This is a genomic window from Pontimicrobium sp. IMCC45349 (assembly GCF_047219225.1).
Classification (GTDB): domain Bacteria; phylum Bacteroidota; class Bacteroidia; order Flavobacteriales; family Flavobacteriaceae; genus IMCC45349.
On the sequence record NZ_CP178208.1, the window covers coordinates 1,232,669 to 1,248,777 of the forward strand.

16 protein-coding genes are annotated in these 16,109 nt (G+C 31.1%); 5 read left to right on the forward strand and 11 right to left on the reverse strand.

All coding sequences use genetic code 11. From position 1 onward, the window contains the following. Positions 1–8: 8 nt before the first annotated feature. The 10 genes from ACLII3_RS05670 to ACLII3_RS05715 form a co-directional block, all read right to left on the reverse strand. The gene (locus tag ACLII3_RS05670) at positions 9–1,871 is read right to left on the reverse strand and encodes a SulP family inorganic anion transporter (RefSeq protein ID WP_412987196.1); all 1,863 of its coding nucleotides are present in this window, start codon (positions 1,869–1,871) and stop codon (positions 9–11) included. A gap of 59 nt (positions 1,872–1,930) precedes the next feature. Continuing rightward, on the reverse strand, positions 1,931–2,230 hold the full coding sequence (locus ACLII3_RS05675) for a hypothetical protein (RefSeq protein WP_412987198.1): 300 nt from the start codon (positions 2,228–2,230) through the stop codon (positions 1,931–1,933). A gap of 68 nt (positions 2,231–2,298) precedes the next feature. Further along, the gene (locus ACLII3_RS05680; protein ID WP_412987200.1) at positions 2,299–3,054 is read right to left on the reverse strand and encodes a tetratricopeptide repeat protein; all 756 of its coding nucleotides are present in this window, start codon (positions 3,052–3,054) and stop codon (positions 2,299–2,301) included. Between the two features lie 13 nt (positions 3,055–3,067). Further along, the gene (locus ACLII3_RS05685) at positions 3,068–4,828 is read right to left on the reverse strand and encodes a BatD family protein (protein ID WP_412987202.1); all 1,761 of its coding nucleotides are present in this window, start codon (positions 4,826–4,828) and stop codon (positions 3,068–3,070) included. 5 nt (positions 4,829–4,833) lie between these two features. Next, positions 4,834–5,676: a tetratricopeptide repeat protein gene (locus tag ACLII3_RS05690; RefSeq protein ID WP_412987204.1), complete on the reverse strand. Its 843-nt coding sequence runs from the start codon at positions 5,674–5,676 to the stop codon at positions 4,834–4,836. A gap of 50 nt (positions 5,677–5,726) precedes the next feature. Beyond that, positions 5,727–6,764, reverse strand: a complete 1,038-nt coding sequence (locus tag ACLII3_RS05695; RefSeq protein ID WP_412987206.1) for a vWA domain-containing protein — start codon at positions 6,762–6,764, stop codon at positions 5,727–5,729. Then, entirely contained in the window at positions 6,765–7,766 is a 1,002-nt protein-coding gene (locus tag ACLII3_RS05700; protein ID WP_412987208.1) for a vWA domain-containing protein, read from the reverse strand. Then, on the reverse strand, positions 7,767–9,449 hold the full coding sequence (locus ACLII3_RS05705; protein ID WP_412987895.1) for a hypothetical protein: 1,683 nt from the start codon (positions 9,447–9,449) through the stop codon (positions 7,767–7,769). A gap of 20 nt (positions 9,450–9,469) precedes the next feature. Beyond that, entirely contained in the window at positions 9,470–10,336 is an 867-nt protein-coding gene (locus ACLII3_RS05710) for a DUF58 domain-containing protein (protein WP_412987210.1), read from the reverse strand. Positions 10,337–10,388: 52 nt separating this feature from the next. Then, positions 10,389–11,393 carry an AAA family ATPase gene (locus ACLII3_RS05715; protein WP_412987211.1) on the reverse strand — a complete coding sequence of 335 codons (1,005 nt, stop codon included), beginning with the start codon at positions 11,391–11,393 and terminating at the stop codon, positions 10,389–10,391. 161 nt (positions 11,394–11,554) lie between these two features. On the opposite strand from ACLII3_RS05715, the gene ACLII3_RS05720 reads away from it, so the two are divergent. The 5 genes from ACLII3_RS05720 to ACLII3_RS05740 all read left to right on the forward strand — a co-directional run bounded on the left by ACLII3_RS05720 (position 11,555) and on the right by ACLII3_RS05740 (position 15,527). After that, complete coding sequence (locus ACLII3_RS05720; protein WP_412987213.1) at positions 11,555–12,427, forward strand: aldo/keto reductase; 873 nt, start codon at positions 11,555–11,557, stop codon at positions 12,425–12,427. A gap of 24 nt (positions 12,428–12,451) precedes the next feature. Then, positions 12,452–12,940 carry a hypothetical protein gene (locus ACLII3_RS05725; protein ID WP_412987214.1) on the forward strand — a complete coding sequence of 163 codons (489 nt, stop codon included), beginning with the start codon at positions 12,452–12,454 and terminating at the stop codon, positions 12,938–12,940. A 75-nt stretch (positions 12,941–13,015) separates the two neighbouring features. Continuing rightward, positions 13,016–13,768, forward strand: a complete 753-nt coding sequence (locus ACLII3_RS05730; protein ID WP_412987216.1) for an SDR family NAD(P)-dependent oxidoreductase — start codon at positions 13,016–13,018, stop codon at positions 13,766–13,768. Then, positions 13,765–14,391, forward strand: a complete 627-nt coding sequence (locus ACLII3_RS05735; RefSeq protein ID WP_412987218.1) for a hypothetical protein — start codon at positions 13,765–13,767, stop codon at positions 14,389–14,391. Before ACLII3_RS05730 ends, ACLII3_RS05735 begins: the two co-directional genes overlap by 4 nt. Continuing rightward, the gene (locus tag ACLII3_RS05740) at positions 14,388–15,527 is read left to right on the forward strand and encodes an ATP-binding protein (protein ID WP_412987220.1); all 1,140 of its coding nucleotides are present in this window, start codon (positions 14,388–14,390) and stop codon (positions 15,525–15,527) included. Before ACLII3_RS05735 ends, ACLII3_RS05740 begins: the two co-directional genes overlap by 4 nt. A 159-nt stretch (positions 15,528–15,686) precedes the next feature. On the opposite strand, the gene ACLII3_RS05745 is transcribed toward ACLII3_RS05740, so the two are convergent. After that, complete coding sequence (locus ACLII3_RS05745) at positions 15,687–16,067, reverse strand: hypothetical protein (RefSeq protein ID WP_412987221.1); 381 nt, start codon at positions 16,065–16,067, stop codon at positions 15,687–15,689. Positions 16,068–16,109 lie beyond the last annotated feature (42 nt).

Consider the following 16,109-nt stretch of genomic DNA (forward strand, 5'->3'; position numbering starts at 1 on the left):
ATTTTTTATTAAAATTCATCTTTTACGTTTTCTTTAACCCAAATCATACATTCATCAAACGAGCTGAAAATATGTGATTCAGGAATAAAATCTGGAATAATATCAATACGTTCCATCATATATCTAGGTTGCCTTAACAAACCTACAAAAAGTACTTCTACATCCTTAGTTTGTAGATCTTGAAGCATATCTTCCATTGCGTATAATCCAGATTGATCCATATATTGCATCCTATCTAACCTCATGACTACTGTTTTAGCAGTATTAGGTATTTGCTGCCTTAAGGCTTGGAAATCGCTTGTTGAACCAAAGAATAATGGTCCTTTGATATGCTTAATAAATACTTCTTCTTTTAAATTTTCAGGAAAGTTCACCTCATCTTTCCAAGCTTCTTCTTTAAGAGATTTTACATCAGATCTTTCAGCAGTTAAATCTCCTATTTTCTTCATAAACATTAAAGAAGCTATTACTAACCCAATACCAACGGCAAAAATTAAGTCCCAGAAAGAAGATAAAATAAGTACAATAAGCATAATTAATACTTCTGAACTTAATTTAAATGGTCCTAACTTAATATCTCTTGGTAATGAAGGTATTGCTCTTAATCCTTTATAATCCATTACTCCAATACCTACTGTAATTAATATTCCTGCTAAAACTGCTGCTGGAATTTTTGATGCTAAAGGTGCTACAGCAAGTAATATTACAAACAATAACACACCTGCTATCATTCCAGATAATTTGGTTTTACCTCCAGAATTAATATTTACAACTGTACGAATGGTAGCTCCAGCTCCAGGAATACCTCCAAATAAAGAAGCAATACTATTACCTATACCTTGACCTACCAATTCTTTATTAGGATTATGTTTCGTTTTGGTCATATTATCGGCAACAATACTTGTTAAAAGAGAATCAATCGCTCCTAACAATGCTAAAGTTAAAGCTGTAAAAATATAGGGTTGTATACTACCTAAGCTGAATCCTGTAAAAATTTCAGATTTGAACTCAGGTAATCCTTGAGGAATTTCTGGTATTGGCCTATAATCTAATCCACCAATAATAGCAATACTTGACATTATAACTAAGGCTACTAAAGTACTAGGTACTTTGGTTGTAATTCGTTTGAAGCCATATATAATAAAAATGGTTCCAAGTGCAAGCATCAACTCTAACCAATTAATATTTTGTATTGCCCTTGGAAATAATTTTATTACTCCCAAAGTACTTTTACCCTCACTCTTAGCTATGGATCGAGCTTCATTTAAAATATCTTCTTCACTAATACTATTAGCTCTATTAATAGTTTCCTTAAAATCTTCAAGCACTAATATTCCTTCATTAGCCTCTTGCTCAATGATATTTTTTAATATTACATCTTCCGCCTCTACCTTAAATGTATTTACAAATTCGAGGTCTTCTTTTGGATAATATCCAATAGCAGGAAGTATCTGTGTTATTAAAATAATAACTCCAATAGCTGTCATAAAACCAGAAACTACAGGATAAGGTATATATCTAATATATTTACCTAAACCAATGGCTCCAAGACCTATTTGCATTAAACCAGCTAATAAAAATACTGAGAGAATTGCTGGTAATGCTTTTTCTACATCACCATCATTAGCAGCAATAATTCCAGCAATAATAATCATACTTACAGCTGTCATTGGAGCAGTAGGGCCAGAAATTTGCGTATTGGTTCCTCCAAAAAGTGCTGCAAAAAAGGATATAAAAATGGCACCATATAGTCCTGCACTAGGGCCTAAACCTGAGGATACACCAAAAGCTAATGCTAAAGGTAAAGCTACTATTCCTGCGGTAATACCTCCAAAAGCATCACCTTTTATGTTTGAAAATAAGTTTTTCATTGAATTAAAATAAAGATTATTGAATTACAAAGCATACTTTGTCTTAACTATTATATAATCTAAATTAATTCGGGAGGTGGAGGTATGTTTTCTATATGAAGTTCTTCAAAAGTATCTAAATATACTGTACTTATTTTTACTGATGTATTTTCTAAACCTGATAAATTTGAAGGTAAGTCTTTATAAAAATCAAACTCTAAAAGTTCTCTAACATCATTTAATTCTTCTCCTTCCTCATCATTCAAGCTTAAAAAAACTGAAGCATCTATATCGTCAATAACCAAAGTTACTACTGCTGGCGTTGTAAGAGACACCATAAAAACAAACGATAATAAGATATGCAATCTGTTTGTACGCATTAGTTAGTTATTAGTATAATAACAAATATAAAATTTTGTGGGAAATAATGTGTTAAATAATCTCTAAACTAAAGTGTCTTAATATCTTGATTAGAAATCCACCCTGTTTTTCCATCAGAAAGCTTAATCTTAGTCCAATTTGATTTATACGTTTCTAAAACTTGAACTTTGGTTCCTTCGTGCAAGATAAAAGTACTCTCACTTCTTAAGTTTGGGTCTGCCTTAACTTCAGATTCCTGTGCAAAGACAATTGCAGGATTATCATTTTGGACATATTTATACTTTTGAAAAGCAAAAGCAAGCGTTATGAACGCTAAAAATAAAGATGTTATACTTGTTAAAAACATCAATCGTTTTTTTCCTGTTCCATATGAGAAGTAGTATGCTAAAAACAACACAACAAAAAGCATCACTAATGTTACAGAAAAAACTGCCCAAGTATCAAAACTAAAAGTATTAACTATACTCTTAGTAACTCTAGTAAAGCCAATTTCTGGTACGACTTCAATCGCATCAATAGTCATATTTTGCGCAAAAGAAAGGTTGTTTTTTATATCCTTATCATTTGGAGCTAACTGTAATGCCTTTTCGTAATAATAAATACTTGGAGCTACTTTATTAAGCTTATAATAGGCGTTTGCCAAGTTAAAATATAACTCAGCTGAATGCTTTTCTGTACTTAATATTGCTTCATATTTAGCGATAGCATCTAAAAACTTACCGTCATTATAATACGTGTTAGCTTGAGTAAATAAGTCGTTATTGTTTTGAGCGAAACTCAAAACACTTATAAGGCAAAACACTATGTATATAATACGTTTCATTATTTTTATCTTACTATCTAATTTGTTTATCTAAGGTTGAAATTACTTTAGCTGCTTTATCGTAATCATTTTGCATTTCTACATTTGTAAATGGTGTATATCTAGCCAACTCACAACTCTGTAATAAGTCAATAAACTCAGTTATTGTTACCTCTGAAACTGACTTTTGCTGTAACAATTCTTGTATTTTATCTTTACTAAACTCACTAGTTTCAATATGCAATTTAGATTTTAAGTAATTGTGTAAAGCACGCTCTAAAGCATTATAAAATGCTTCTTTATTTCCTAAAGCTTTTTTAGCTTCGCTTAGATATTTTCTTGCTAGTTTATTTGTTTGTCTAATTCTATTACCAACAACATCACTATCTCTTTCGTCTTTCTTTTTTCTAATAATTATAGCAATTGGAATTGCTAAAAAAGGCAATAAAAGTAAACTCCAAAACGATGTAGATTTAAAAAATGGTTCGGATGCTATTGGAATAAATTTTGTCTTTGTTTTAAATGATGCAAATTGATTACCTGTTGTAATTACTTCTTGCTTTGTATTTGTTGTAACTGAATTGTTACTTACACTATTATTAATAGGTCCTTCGGTTACATTAATCACCAACTCATCTGAAGAAAGTGTTTTGTAGCTTTGAGTATTGATATCAAAATAAGAGAATGTAATACTAGGCAAAGGATATTTTCCTTGATAAGAAGGTACTACTGTATAAGTATCTGATATGCTTCCTTGCATTCCTGAAAGCTTTGTAGAAACATTTTCTTTATGTTCAGGCTCGTATACTTCAAGAGAACTAGGCAAGGTAAGCTTAGGTAGTTTAAATAGCTTTAAATTACCCTTTCCTGACACTTCAACCTTGGCTTGTAATGCTTCTGTTGCTTTTAACTCGTTTTTAGAAGTTGTTACTTTTAAATCAAAATCACCTACAGCTCCAGAAAAATCTAATGGTTTACCCTCTTCAGGTAATGGTTTTACATTAATTGTTCTATTTCCAGCAGCTACCGTTTTATGTACTGATTTCATTAATCGACCACCAAAAATATCTCGTCTATTTGTTGGAACTTCAACAGTAATATCCAAAGCCAAAGGCTCAATATTAAGCTTGCCAGATTTTTGTGGATATAAAACTACTTTCTTTATAGTTATGTATCTAAAATCTTCTCCATTATAGGTTCCTGGTTGGAATCTTTGTCCTCGAACATCAATATTTTGACTCCAAAAATCATTATACCTTGGGCTATCAACTTCTCTAGAACCATTAATACCTACATTAGGAGATACATACAAAATATATGATACAACAATAGGTTCATTTAAATATGGATTAGCTTTAGAAACTTCGGCTACTAAGTGAATACTTTCTGACGCAATATAATCTGGGTCATTAGGATCTTTAGGCTTATCTACAGCAGCAGTGACTTGAATTTTAAGCGGTAACGTTTTATAAGTTTCACCTTTTATTTCAATGGTTGCTTGACTTATTACAAAATTACCTCTCTTTTTTGGTGCTAAGAAGTAACTATATGTTTTAGAAAAAGTACGCTTCCCATTAATCCAAGAGTTGTTAATTGATTGACTAGGTCCACCAACAACAGTAAAATTTTCAAAAGAAGGTGGATTAAAGTTATCCCCATCTTCGTTCATGATAAAATCTATTCTTAAACGTTCATTTACGCCTAACTTGCTTTTACTAACTTTAGCTTCAAAAGTTACTTGAGCTGATACTAAACTTGATAATAAAAATGCAAATATGTAAAGTTTAAACTTCATACTTTTTACCAATCTTTCTCTGTTTTTACTTTAACGCCTTTAGCTTTTTTAGCATTTATTTTATCTCGTACTTTTTTATCCTCGTTATTCATTGCTTCTAACAAGTTTTTAACTTGTTGTGGTGATAATTTACCTGGTTGTGGCTTAGGCTTTCCATTCTTATTTTTTGGATCACCATCTTTTTTATCGCCTTCATCATCCTTTGGCTTACCATTATCATCTTCCTTTTCATCGCCTTCATTTTTATCCTCATTATCTTGATCGCCTTCATCTTTATTCTCATCTTCATTATTGTCTCCTTGATCTTTTTCTTGATCCTTTTCATCTTCACCATCATCTTTGTTCTTATCCTCTCCTTCATCATCTTTCTTATCATCTTCGCCTCCACCTTGTTGCTTAGCACATTCTTTAGCTAGTGCTAAGTTATATCTTGACTCATTATCCGAAGGGTTATTTCTTAATGCATTTTTATAAGCTTCTACAGCTTCTTTACATAATTGTTGCTGCATTAAAGTGTTACCTATGTTATGATATGCTTTATGTTTTTCGCTCTTTGACGATGCATTTTTGATAGTTTCTAAATGCCTAAGCATTGCTTCATCATAATGTCCAGATTTATAGTATGCATTACCAAGATTATAAGCACCAACAGCATTGGTTGGTTTTTCTGAAATTGCTTTGCGATATTCTTTTTCAGCAGCTATAAAATTATCATTTACTTGGCTATTTGCTTCATAAATAAAGTCGTTAGATTTTTGCAACGCTTTATCCTTTTCTTGAGCAACTACAAAAGAAAAAGACGCTATAAAAAGCAGACATATTATGTGTTTAATCCTTACCAATGGCATTGATATTTTTAATTTTAAAACGAATATTAATAATTTTTTTATTGAAAGCATCATAAGTTTTCGTTAAATAAATTTAATCGTCTTAACCAAGCTGTTTTACGTTCCAGTAAAAATATATCTATAAATAAGAAGAACAAACCAAATCCTAAAAACCATTGAAATTGGTCTTTATACTCCGCAAATTGCTTTGCTTCAAATTCTTTTTTATCCATCTTATTTAAAATATCTCTAATGGTTTCAACAACTTTGTTTGTGTTATTTCCATCTATATATTGCCCATTTGCTTCTTCAGCAATAGCCATAAGTGTTTCTTTATTCAGCTTAGTAATAACTGTTTCTCCTTGACTGTCTTTTTTATAATTAAGAACAATCCCATTACGTTTAATAGGTATTGGGCCTCCTTTTTCTCGACCAACTCCAATAGTGAATATTTTAATACCTTCTTCGGCGGCTGCTTCTGCTATATCTATACTTGCATCACTATGGTCCTCTCCATCTGAAATTATGATAAGAACACGATTGGTTTGTTCTTCGTCATCGTAATATGTTCTTGCTAATTGAATGGCTTCGTTAATTGCTGTTCCTTGAGAGGAAAGCATATCTGTATTCATACTTTGCAAGAACATTTTTGCCGAAGCATAATCGGTTGTAATTGGTAATTGTGGAAATGCTTTTCCAGCATAAGCAATAATTCCAACTCTATCACTTGCCAAATTATTTACAATTTGAGTTACCAATTGTTTTGACTTTTCTAATCTGTTAGGAGCAATGTCTTCTGCTAACATACTTTTAGACACATCTACAGCAAATACAATATCTACTCCTTGACGCTTAACAGTTTCTAACTTAGTACCTATTTTAGGGTTTACCAAAGCAATTACAAAACAAGCTATTGCTAAACTTAGCACTACCAGTTTCAAAATTGATTTAAACAGTGATTTATCTGGACTTAAACGGTTTAATAGCTTTTTATCAGCGAACTTTTTTTGCGTTTGGTGTTTCCATATTTGAAGTACCAAAAAAAGCAATGCTATTGCTGGAATAACCAACAATAACCAAAACCATATTTTTTCTTCTAATTGATACATCTATATAAAACTTCTAAAAATTGTAAATCTTAGTAATAACTCAATAAGTAATAATAAGCCAGCTAATAAAACCAATGGACGATATTTTTCTTCGTAGTTATAAAACTTAAATTCTTCAACATCTGTTTTTTCAAGCTTATCAATTTCTTTATAAATCTCTTTTAGCTTTTTATTATTAGTAGCTCTAAAATATTTTCCACCAGTAACCTCAGCAATTTCTTTTAATAATTCTTCATCAATCTCTACTTGAACACGACCATATTCAAATATTCCATTTGTTAATCTAACTGGTGATAAAGCCATTCCATTTGTTCCTAAACCAATTGTATAGGTTTTAATACCATACTCAACTGCTAGTTCGCTTGCTGTATTTGGGTCAATAAAACCTGAGTTATTTACACCATCAGTTAGCAGAATGATTACTTTACTTTTTGCTTTACTGTCTTTAATTCTATTTACAGCATTTGCTAATCCCATTCCAATAGCTGTTCCGCCTTCAATAATGGTATTATATTTTATTTCTTTTAGCGAGCGTAACACAATACTTTTATCGCTTGTAATAGGTGTTTTTGTATAACTTTCTCCAGCATATTCAACTAATCCTATTCTATCATTAGGTCTTCCATTAATAAAATCGCCAGCAACATTTTTAAGAGCTTCTAATCTATTAGGTTTTAAATCTTTTGCCAACATACTTGCAGACACATCGATAGCCATTATAATGTCAATTCCCCTAGTAGTTTTTGTTTTAGTTGACACATCTACTGTTTGAGGTCGTGCTAATGCTGTTATTATTAATGCTAATGCTGCAAGCCTAAATACAAACATTAAATGTTTAAGTTTTGGCAACCATGATTGTGTTACTTGAAACCCTTTAATTGTAGATATACTAAGTTCTGCCGTTTGTTTTTTATGTTTAAAAACATACCACAAAATAGCTATTGGTAGTAATAGTAACAACCAAAACATTTCTTTATTAGTAAAATCTATTCCTTCAAACATCTATTTCTCGTCTTCTTCTAATTTTATTAATTCAATCGAAGCCATAATGCGTTCAATTATTTGGTCTGCATACACATCGCCATCTTCCCATAAAAGAGATACTTGCTGCAAAATATTTTTGGTAGTAAATCCTAATATGATGTAATTAGTCTTTATACTATCTTTAGTTAAAGGATTTACATAATCTGCAGTCCCAAATGTTTTTAAACCTTCTTGACCATTAGGTGTAATAAACTGTTCGTTTTTAGTAATTATATTTTGGAATCCTCTTTCTTCAAGTTTCTGTAATTGTTTTTCTGCTATTTGAACCAAATCAATTTTACTTTCTTCATCATCGCTACTCTGTTGTTCCTGCTGTTGTTTACTAAAGTTAAACTTAGTACTTGTAAGCACCACATCAATTGGAGAGCCTAATCCTCCATAACCAAATGCTGCTATTTGAACTTTTTGTTTTGCTTCTTCTGGTAATTCTATTACTTGACGTTCTAATACCTTTGGAGTTGTAATTGTAATTCCAGGAGCTCCATACTCACTAGTCACCCAACTCTTTTCTTCTAAAAGTTCTTTACTAGGATGCCCTAAAATAGTATCCTTAACGTAATTAAAACCATAATGAATTGTAAACCCAACTATAGTTCCAATAAATAAAACCGCTGCTACAATTACTGTTATAATTACTTTTCTACGCTTCTTTTTTCTTTCTAATTCTTCTTGATATGCTATATCTGCCAACAAGTCTTCTTCTGTTGGTTCAGGTAATGCTTCTTTTACATTATCAATTTCTAAATCAATAGTGTTTCTATCGATTTTAGCTAATTCAATATCTGGAGCTGATTTTGCAAACTTTACTAAATCTGCTCTTTTTAGAATTGTTTCAATATTCTTGATATCATCATTACTTAAGTCTACTTGATTACCATCCTTTAATAATTTTAAGCGATGGATTAATTCATCTGTAGTACTTTCAAGTGCACGATCGTATACTTTTTCATCCAGATATTTCCTGATAATTAAGGTTAATTCTGAATAGTATTCTTTTATTTCTTCCCTAACTAAATATCCAGCGCTATCTAATTCCTGTAATGCAAGTTTAGCTCTGTCGTATGGAGGCAATAGTGCAACTTTTTCTTCTTTAGTTAATGGCTTTTCTCTCCAAACAAACCAGTATAATAAAAAGGCAACTAAACCTAATATTGCTAATATTATCAACACATACAACCACCATTTACTAGGGCTTTTTTCAACACTAATAATTGGTTTAATATCGTATAGCTTTTGTTTGGTAGTGTCAACAACTACATCTCTAACTTCTACTTTTAAAGAATCAGTAAAAAGTGTTTTTGAGCCAACTACAATTTTTTGCCTAGGTATGATATATGAGCCTGAATCAAATTGCGTTAAACCATACTTTTTTATTAATTGGAATTTAGCGTCTTTTTTTGTTGTATCAATTTTAAAAGACTCTATCATTTCAAGAGGCTGAAACGTTTGACCTTCTGGAAAAACAACAATGTTTGTCGAATCAGTTTCAACTTCAATCTTGTAAGTTATTTGCGCTCCTATTTTAATAGATGTAGAATCTACAGATGTTTTTACTTGAGCATTTAAATAAAAAGATGTCAATAAAAAAGTTACAGAAAACAATAACTTTTGTAATCCAAACCTAAATAAAGTTTTATTTATTTTTTTTTCTCTCACCTCTATTATCCTCTTCTTTTAAAATATCCTAATAACTTTTTCACATAGCTTTCGTCTACTCTACAGTTAATAACTCCAGCACCAGATTTTGTAAAACTATCTTTGTAATAATCTACTTTTTCTTGGTAATACTTCGCGTAATTTTGTCTTACTTTCTTAGATGAAGTATTAACTAAAATAGATTCTCCTGTTTCTTCATCTTGCATTTGCACCATTCCAAGATTAGGAATCTCTTCTTCATATTTATCGTAAACTCTAATACCTGTTACATCATGTCTTCCAGAAGCAATTTTTAATGTTTGTTTATAATCATCAGCTATAAAATCAGATAGCACAAAAACAATGGCTTTCTTTTTCATGACATTTGATAAAAACTTAAACGCTTCAGCAACATTAGTAAGTTTACTTTTTGGCTCAAATTCTATTAATTCACGAATAATTCTTAATACATGAGAACGTCCTTTTTTTGGTGGAATATAGAGTTCTATCTCATCCGAAAATAAGATCAATCCAATTTTATCGTTATTTTGAGTTGCTGAAAACGCTAATGTTGCTGCTATTTCGGTAACAATATCATTTTTAAATTGGTCTGAAGTTCCAAATAGTTTTGATGCAGAAACATCTGCCATTAACATCATGGTAAGCTCTCGCTCTTCTTCAAAAACCTTTACATAAGGTTCATTATAACGCGCAGTAACATTCCAATCAATATTACGTACATCATCTCCAAATTGATACTGTCTTACTTCAGAAAAAGTCATACCACGACCCTTGAAAGTTGAGTGGTATTCACCTCCAAAAATATGATCAGACAAACGCCTTGTCTTAATCTCTATTTTTCGTACTTTTTTTAGTAATTCTTTGGTATCCATTTTTTCAATCTGCAGTAAATCAAGTAATCGGTTTAACTATCAAACACAATTATTATGGTACCTCAATAACATTTACAATTTTACTAATAATATCTTCTGAAGTTACATTTTCAGCTTCAGCTTCATACGTTATACCAATTCTATGTCTTAACACATCGTAAACTACTGCACGAACATCTTCAGGTATTACATAACCTCTTCTTTTAATAAATGCATAACATTTTGCTGCAGTAGCTAAATTTATACTACCACGAGGCGAAGCTCCAAAAGATATTAATGGTTTTAAATCTGCTAATTTATATTTCTCAGGATAACGTGTTGCAAAAATGATATCTAAAATATATTTCTCAATCTTCTCATCCATATAAACTTCACGAACAGCTTTTTGCGCACTTAAAATTTGAGAAATAGAAACCACAGGATTTACTTTTTCGAAAGCTCCTTTTAAGTTAGCTCTAACAATTAATTGTTCTTCATCAAGCTTAGGATAATCAATAACCGTTTTTAGCATAAAACGGTCCACCTGAGCTTCTGGTAGAGGATAAGTTCCTTCCTGTTCTACAGGGTTTTGAGTTGCCATTACTAAAAATGGTTTATCTAAAATAAAGGTTTCATCTCCAATAGTCACTTGCTTTTCTTGCATTGCTTCAAGTAAAGCCGACTGCACTTTTGCTGGCGCTCTGTTAATCTCATCTGCTAATACAAAATTTGCAAAAATTGGTCCTTTTTTAATTGTAAAATCGTTCTCCTTTATATTATAGATTAATGTACCTACAACATCTGCAGGCAATAAATCTGGCGTAAACTGAATTCTGCTAAAACTTCCATCAACTGCTTGTGAAAGCGTATTAATAGCTAATGTTTTTGCTAATCCAGGAACACCTTCTAACAGTATATGTCCTTGACCAAGTAACCCAATAAGCAAACGTTCTACCATATGCTTTTGACCTACAATTACTTTATTCATTTCAAACGTTAGTAAATCAACAAAAGCGCTTTCTTTTTCGATTTTCTCGTTAATTGCCTTAATGTCAATAGTACTTGTATCTTCTACCATTTTGTAATTTTTTTAGAGCGTGAATATAGCTCACTATTTTCAACATCGCAAATTGTTAAAATAATTGATGCGCTGCTGTTAATAATTGGTTAAAAATTCTAGTGTTTTAGCGCCTTTTTAAGGTTTTCTTTGCTATTTTTAAGGCAACAAATCTATACATAATGGCAAAAAACAAATATTCTAGAATTATTTCTGGTGCTATGACTTGGGGAAGTTGGGGAAAACAACTAAACACCAAAGACATGGCTTCCCTCATAGATCATTGTACTAATAATGAGGTAACTACATTTGACCACGCAGATATTTATGGTGATTACACTACTGAAGCAAATTTTGGTAACGCTTTAGTTAACAGCAATATAAAAAGAGAAAAAATTCAAATTATTTCTAAATGTGGCATCCAATATTTGTCTGAAAATAGAAACAATCAAGTTAAACACTATAACTACTCCAAAGAGTATATTATTTGGTCTGTAGAAAACTCTTTAAAAAATTTAAAAACTGATTATTTAGACGCATTACTATTACATAGACCTAGCCCTTTAATGCATCCTCATGAAGTTATGGAAGCTGTAGCAAAACTAGCTCAAGAGGGAAAGATTAATGATTTTGGAGTTTCAAACTTCACACCTTCTCAAGTAGATTTAATATCGAGTGAAGTACCTGTAACCATTAATCAAATTGAATTCTCTCTAACAAATCATGAAGCCATGCATAATGGAAGTTTGGATCAAATGATGTTGAAAAAAATCATTCCAATGGCATGGTCTCCATTAGGATTTGTTTTTAAACAAGATACCGAACAAACAAGACGCATACACAAACAACTTGGTGCGTTAATGGACAAATACAATGCTACAGAAGACCAATTATTATTGGCTTGGATTTTAAAACATCCTTCAGGAATTTATCCTGTTATTGGGACTACAAATAAGGATAGAATTAGCAATGCCAATAAAGCGCTTAGCATTGATTTAGAATTAGAAGATTGGTTTTTAATTTTAGTTGCTAGTCAAGGGCATAAAGTACCTTAGAATTTACGTTAGCAGTAATTAAAAATGAGAAAATCTGATAAATCTATACATAACATTTCTATCGCTTCAATTAAGAGAAGTACAATAAAACCATATGATTTTAAGTGGACAAAATTTTATGAGTCGAATTTAGACTTTACCTACCAAGGACTTTCTTTAAACTTAACTGAAGACGAATTAATAATCTGTTCGACTTTAATTGATGGAGAAAACTATAGCATTCTAACTACTCAGAAACTTATTACAGTAGAAAACGGAAAAGAACGAGCTGAAAGTTTATGGGGAGCAACAGACAAAGGATATGGAGATTTTAAAGGATACAAGGATGACCAAGTAACATTTGGATTAGTTGAACTGGAAAATGGAAATGACTTCAAATATCTCATTGAAACTGGAAAAGCATCAATGATTATGATTCATGGTGTGAGAACACTAATCAGAACTCAAAAAATGACCAACCAAAATATAGAAAATGTTACTCGCGTTTGGAATCGACAAAATAAAAAAAAGTAAAACTACTGACACTGTATATGAAGTCATAACACCCTTTTGGATACTACGCTTCATATAGCAAACGATATATTAAACATGAAAAAAACAGCATTAATTACAGGAGCAACAAGTGGCATAGGACGTGCTACTGCTCACGAATTTGCCAAACATGGTATTTCATTAATCCTTTGCGGTAGACGTCAAGATCGACTTGACACCATAAAAAACGCTCTCGAACGTCAAACAGATGTTTACACACTAAACTTTGATGTTAGAGATAAAGAAGCTGTTTTTGACGCTATTAATACACTACCTGAAGCTTTTAAGTCTATAGACATCCTAATAAACAATGCAGGAAACGCACATGGTTTAGACCCAATTCAAGATGGAAGTTTAGACGATTGGGATGCCATGATGGACATTAATGTAAAAGGCTTGCTTTATGTTAGCAAAGCAGTTATTCCAATAATGACTCAAAAAGAATCTGGTCATATTATAAATATTGGTTCGTCTGCTGGTAAAGAAGTGTATCCTAAAGGCAATGTATATTGTGCTAGTAAACATGCAGTAATTGCAATAACAGACGGAATGCGTATTGACTTAAATCCTTATGGTATTAAAGTCACAGCTATAAATCCTGGGTTAGTAGAAACCGAATTTTCGCAAGTGCGTTTTAAAGGTAATGCTCTAGCTGACAACGTATATAAAGGCTACAAAGCGTTGCAAGCAGAAGATATTGCAGAAATTATACAGTTTGCTATTTCGCGTCCATCACATGTAAATATTGCGGATTTATTAGTTTTCCCTACAGCTCAAGCCAACAGTGTTACTGTGAAAAAGGAATTGTGATAGAAAATTTAAAACATAGATGGACACTATTTTGTAGTGCTGAAGATTCTCAATTGACATCTCAATTATGGACAGAAATTGAATCACAATACTCAGAAAAATCTAGACATTATCACACTTTAGAACATCTACACAATATGTTTAGTGCTTATGATGAAATTGAGAAACTAATTAACAACAAGGAGGCTTTTCAGTTTACTGTATGGTATCATGACATTATTTATAAAGCTTCAAAAAATAACAACGAAGAACAAAGTGCATTATTAGCTGTAGATAGATTAAAAAAGTTGAATCTAGAAATTTCTCAAATAGAGCTCATCAAAACTCTAATTTTATCTACAAAAAAGCATTCAGTATTATCAAATGAAAATGCTTCTGATAATTCATATTTATTAGATATTGACTTATCAATCTTAGGAACTGATTGGAGTGTTTACCAATCCTACTGTTCAAATATTAGGAAAGAATACAAAATCTACCCAACGTTTATGTATAACAAAGGGAGAAAACAAGTGTTAAAAAACTTTTTAGATAGAGATACTTTGTATTTTACTGAGTATTTTAAAGAAAAATTTGAAATACAAGCCCGAAATAATATCAAAAGAGAGCTTGAACTATTATGATAAATAAACGCTTACTTATTAAAAACTTACTCGCTCACAATGATGAGAATAGTTTTTATGATAAAAAGCGAAAGATAAATATTGGCGAAAAAGAAGGTAAAGCTAAATTTTTAAAGCACATTTGCGCCTTATCAAACAGCAATCCTAAAAACAACTCATATATTGTGATTGGTGTTGATGATGAAGATAATAAAATTATTGGTGTTGATTTTTTTGATGACAGTAAAATTCAAAACCTCATCAATGCCTACTTAACCAATCCTCCAATCGTACAATACGAAAATATTCCGTTTCCTCATTTACCAGACGACAAAGTTGTTGGCTTAGTTACCATTAGAGCTAAAAAGGAAGTAGGTATTACTTCGCTTAGAAAGAACATATGGAAATATTATGGTGGTTCCGTATTTCTTAGAGATGGCAGCATGAGCATGCCTAAAGTATTTGACATTGAAATAAAAGATGTTAACTCTAGCATAGTTTCTGCTATCGAAAATCATGCGCAAAACAATATTCAATATACACTTGATGGTGTGTTTGATTTTATGAATAAGCGCAAAGACTTCAATCCGCAATACAAAGTATTTAAAGAGTATTTTGTAATGTGTTGGTCTGGACAAAAAAAAACTACAAAATCTCAAGTGTTTTATTCTCGTGTTGATATTGAGCTGATTAATGAGCAAGTACGTTTGTTTTTCTCCACCTTAGATGAAGTAGAAATAATTTACAACGACGATTCTTTTAAAATAATTGAATATGTAAATCTAGGCTTACACAACCAAAACAAGTATTTTAAACTAGAAGAAACCATTATTACTTTTGGCGATAATGCCACTTATAATATTGAAACTCAATTACTATTTGAACCGCCTCAATACGATAAGAAAATACTCCATCACATTTATAATTCAAACAATGCCATTTTAGATAAGTTAAAAAAGGGAATTGCATTAAACAAAAATGAAATTCAAGATATAAACAATCTTCCCGTTACATATTTAATTTGTTACTTCAACCTATTTCATGAAGCTATAAACAAGTTAATTGAAGCAAAACCTCTACTTAAAAATTACAATAAAGAGGTCTATAGCTTATATAAAGAAACCATGAGAATTTTAAGAAAAGTGAAATACAGTTAAACTGTTAATTATACATTTTTTTGAGCCAAATACACCTAATTTTCAACCAATTAAAAAATATCTCTACTAGATTACTAGAATTTATCCTATTTTAGCATCGCTATTAATCAACAAAAAATCTTGTTAATCCAGTTATTACTGGAAAACACAAGATTTTTTTTATTCAACAGGTTGTAATAATATCTCTAAAGCTTGGGGAATAACATGGCAACCATCAAAATCTAAAAATATCTCATCAGAAGTATAGTTCTCATAATTTGGTGAGGTTACATGAATAACATATAACCCTGGACGCTCTCCTGCTCCAACAAAATTAGGCGAAAAATCTATAAGCATTAATTCTTCCTGATAATCTCCTTCTATTGCTGTAACTGTTACATCGTTTGTAACAACCTCATTTGTTTCACTATTTTTCAAGATTACATTAAGTCCGTACACATAAATTTCCGTACAATTCAAATCACCATCATCTGGATTATCACCACAAAAACAAGCTACACATGATACAAATAAAGTAATAATAAGATTTTTGATTCCCATAACAATTTCATTTTATATATGGATGTCAAAAACACCAAAACG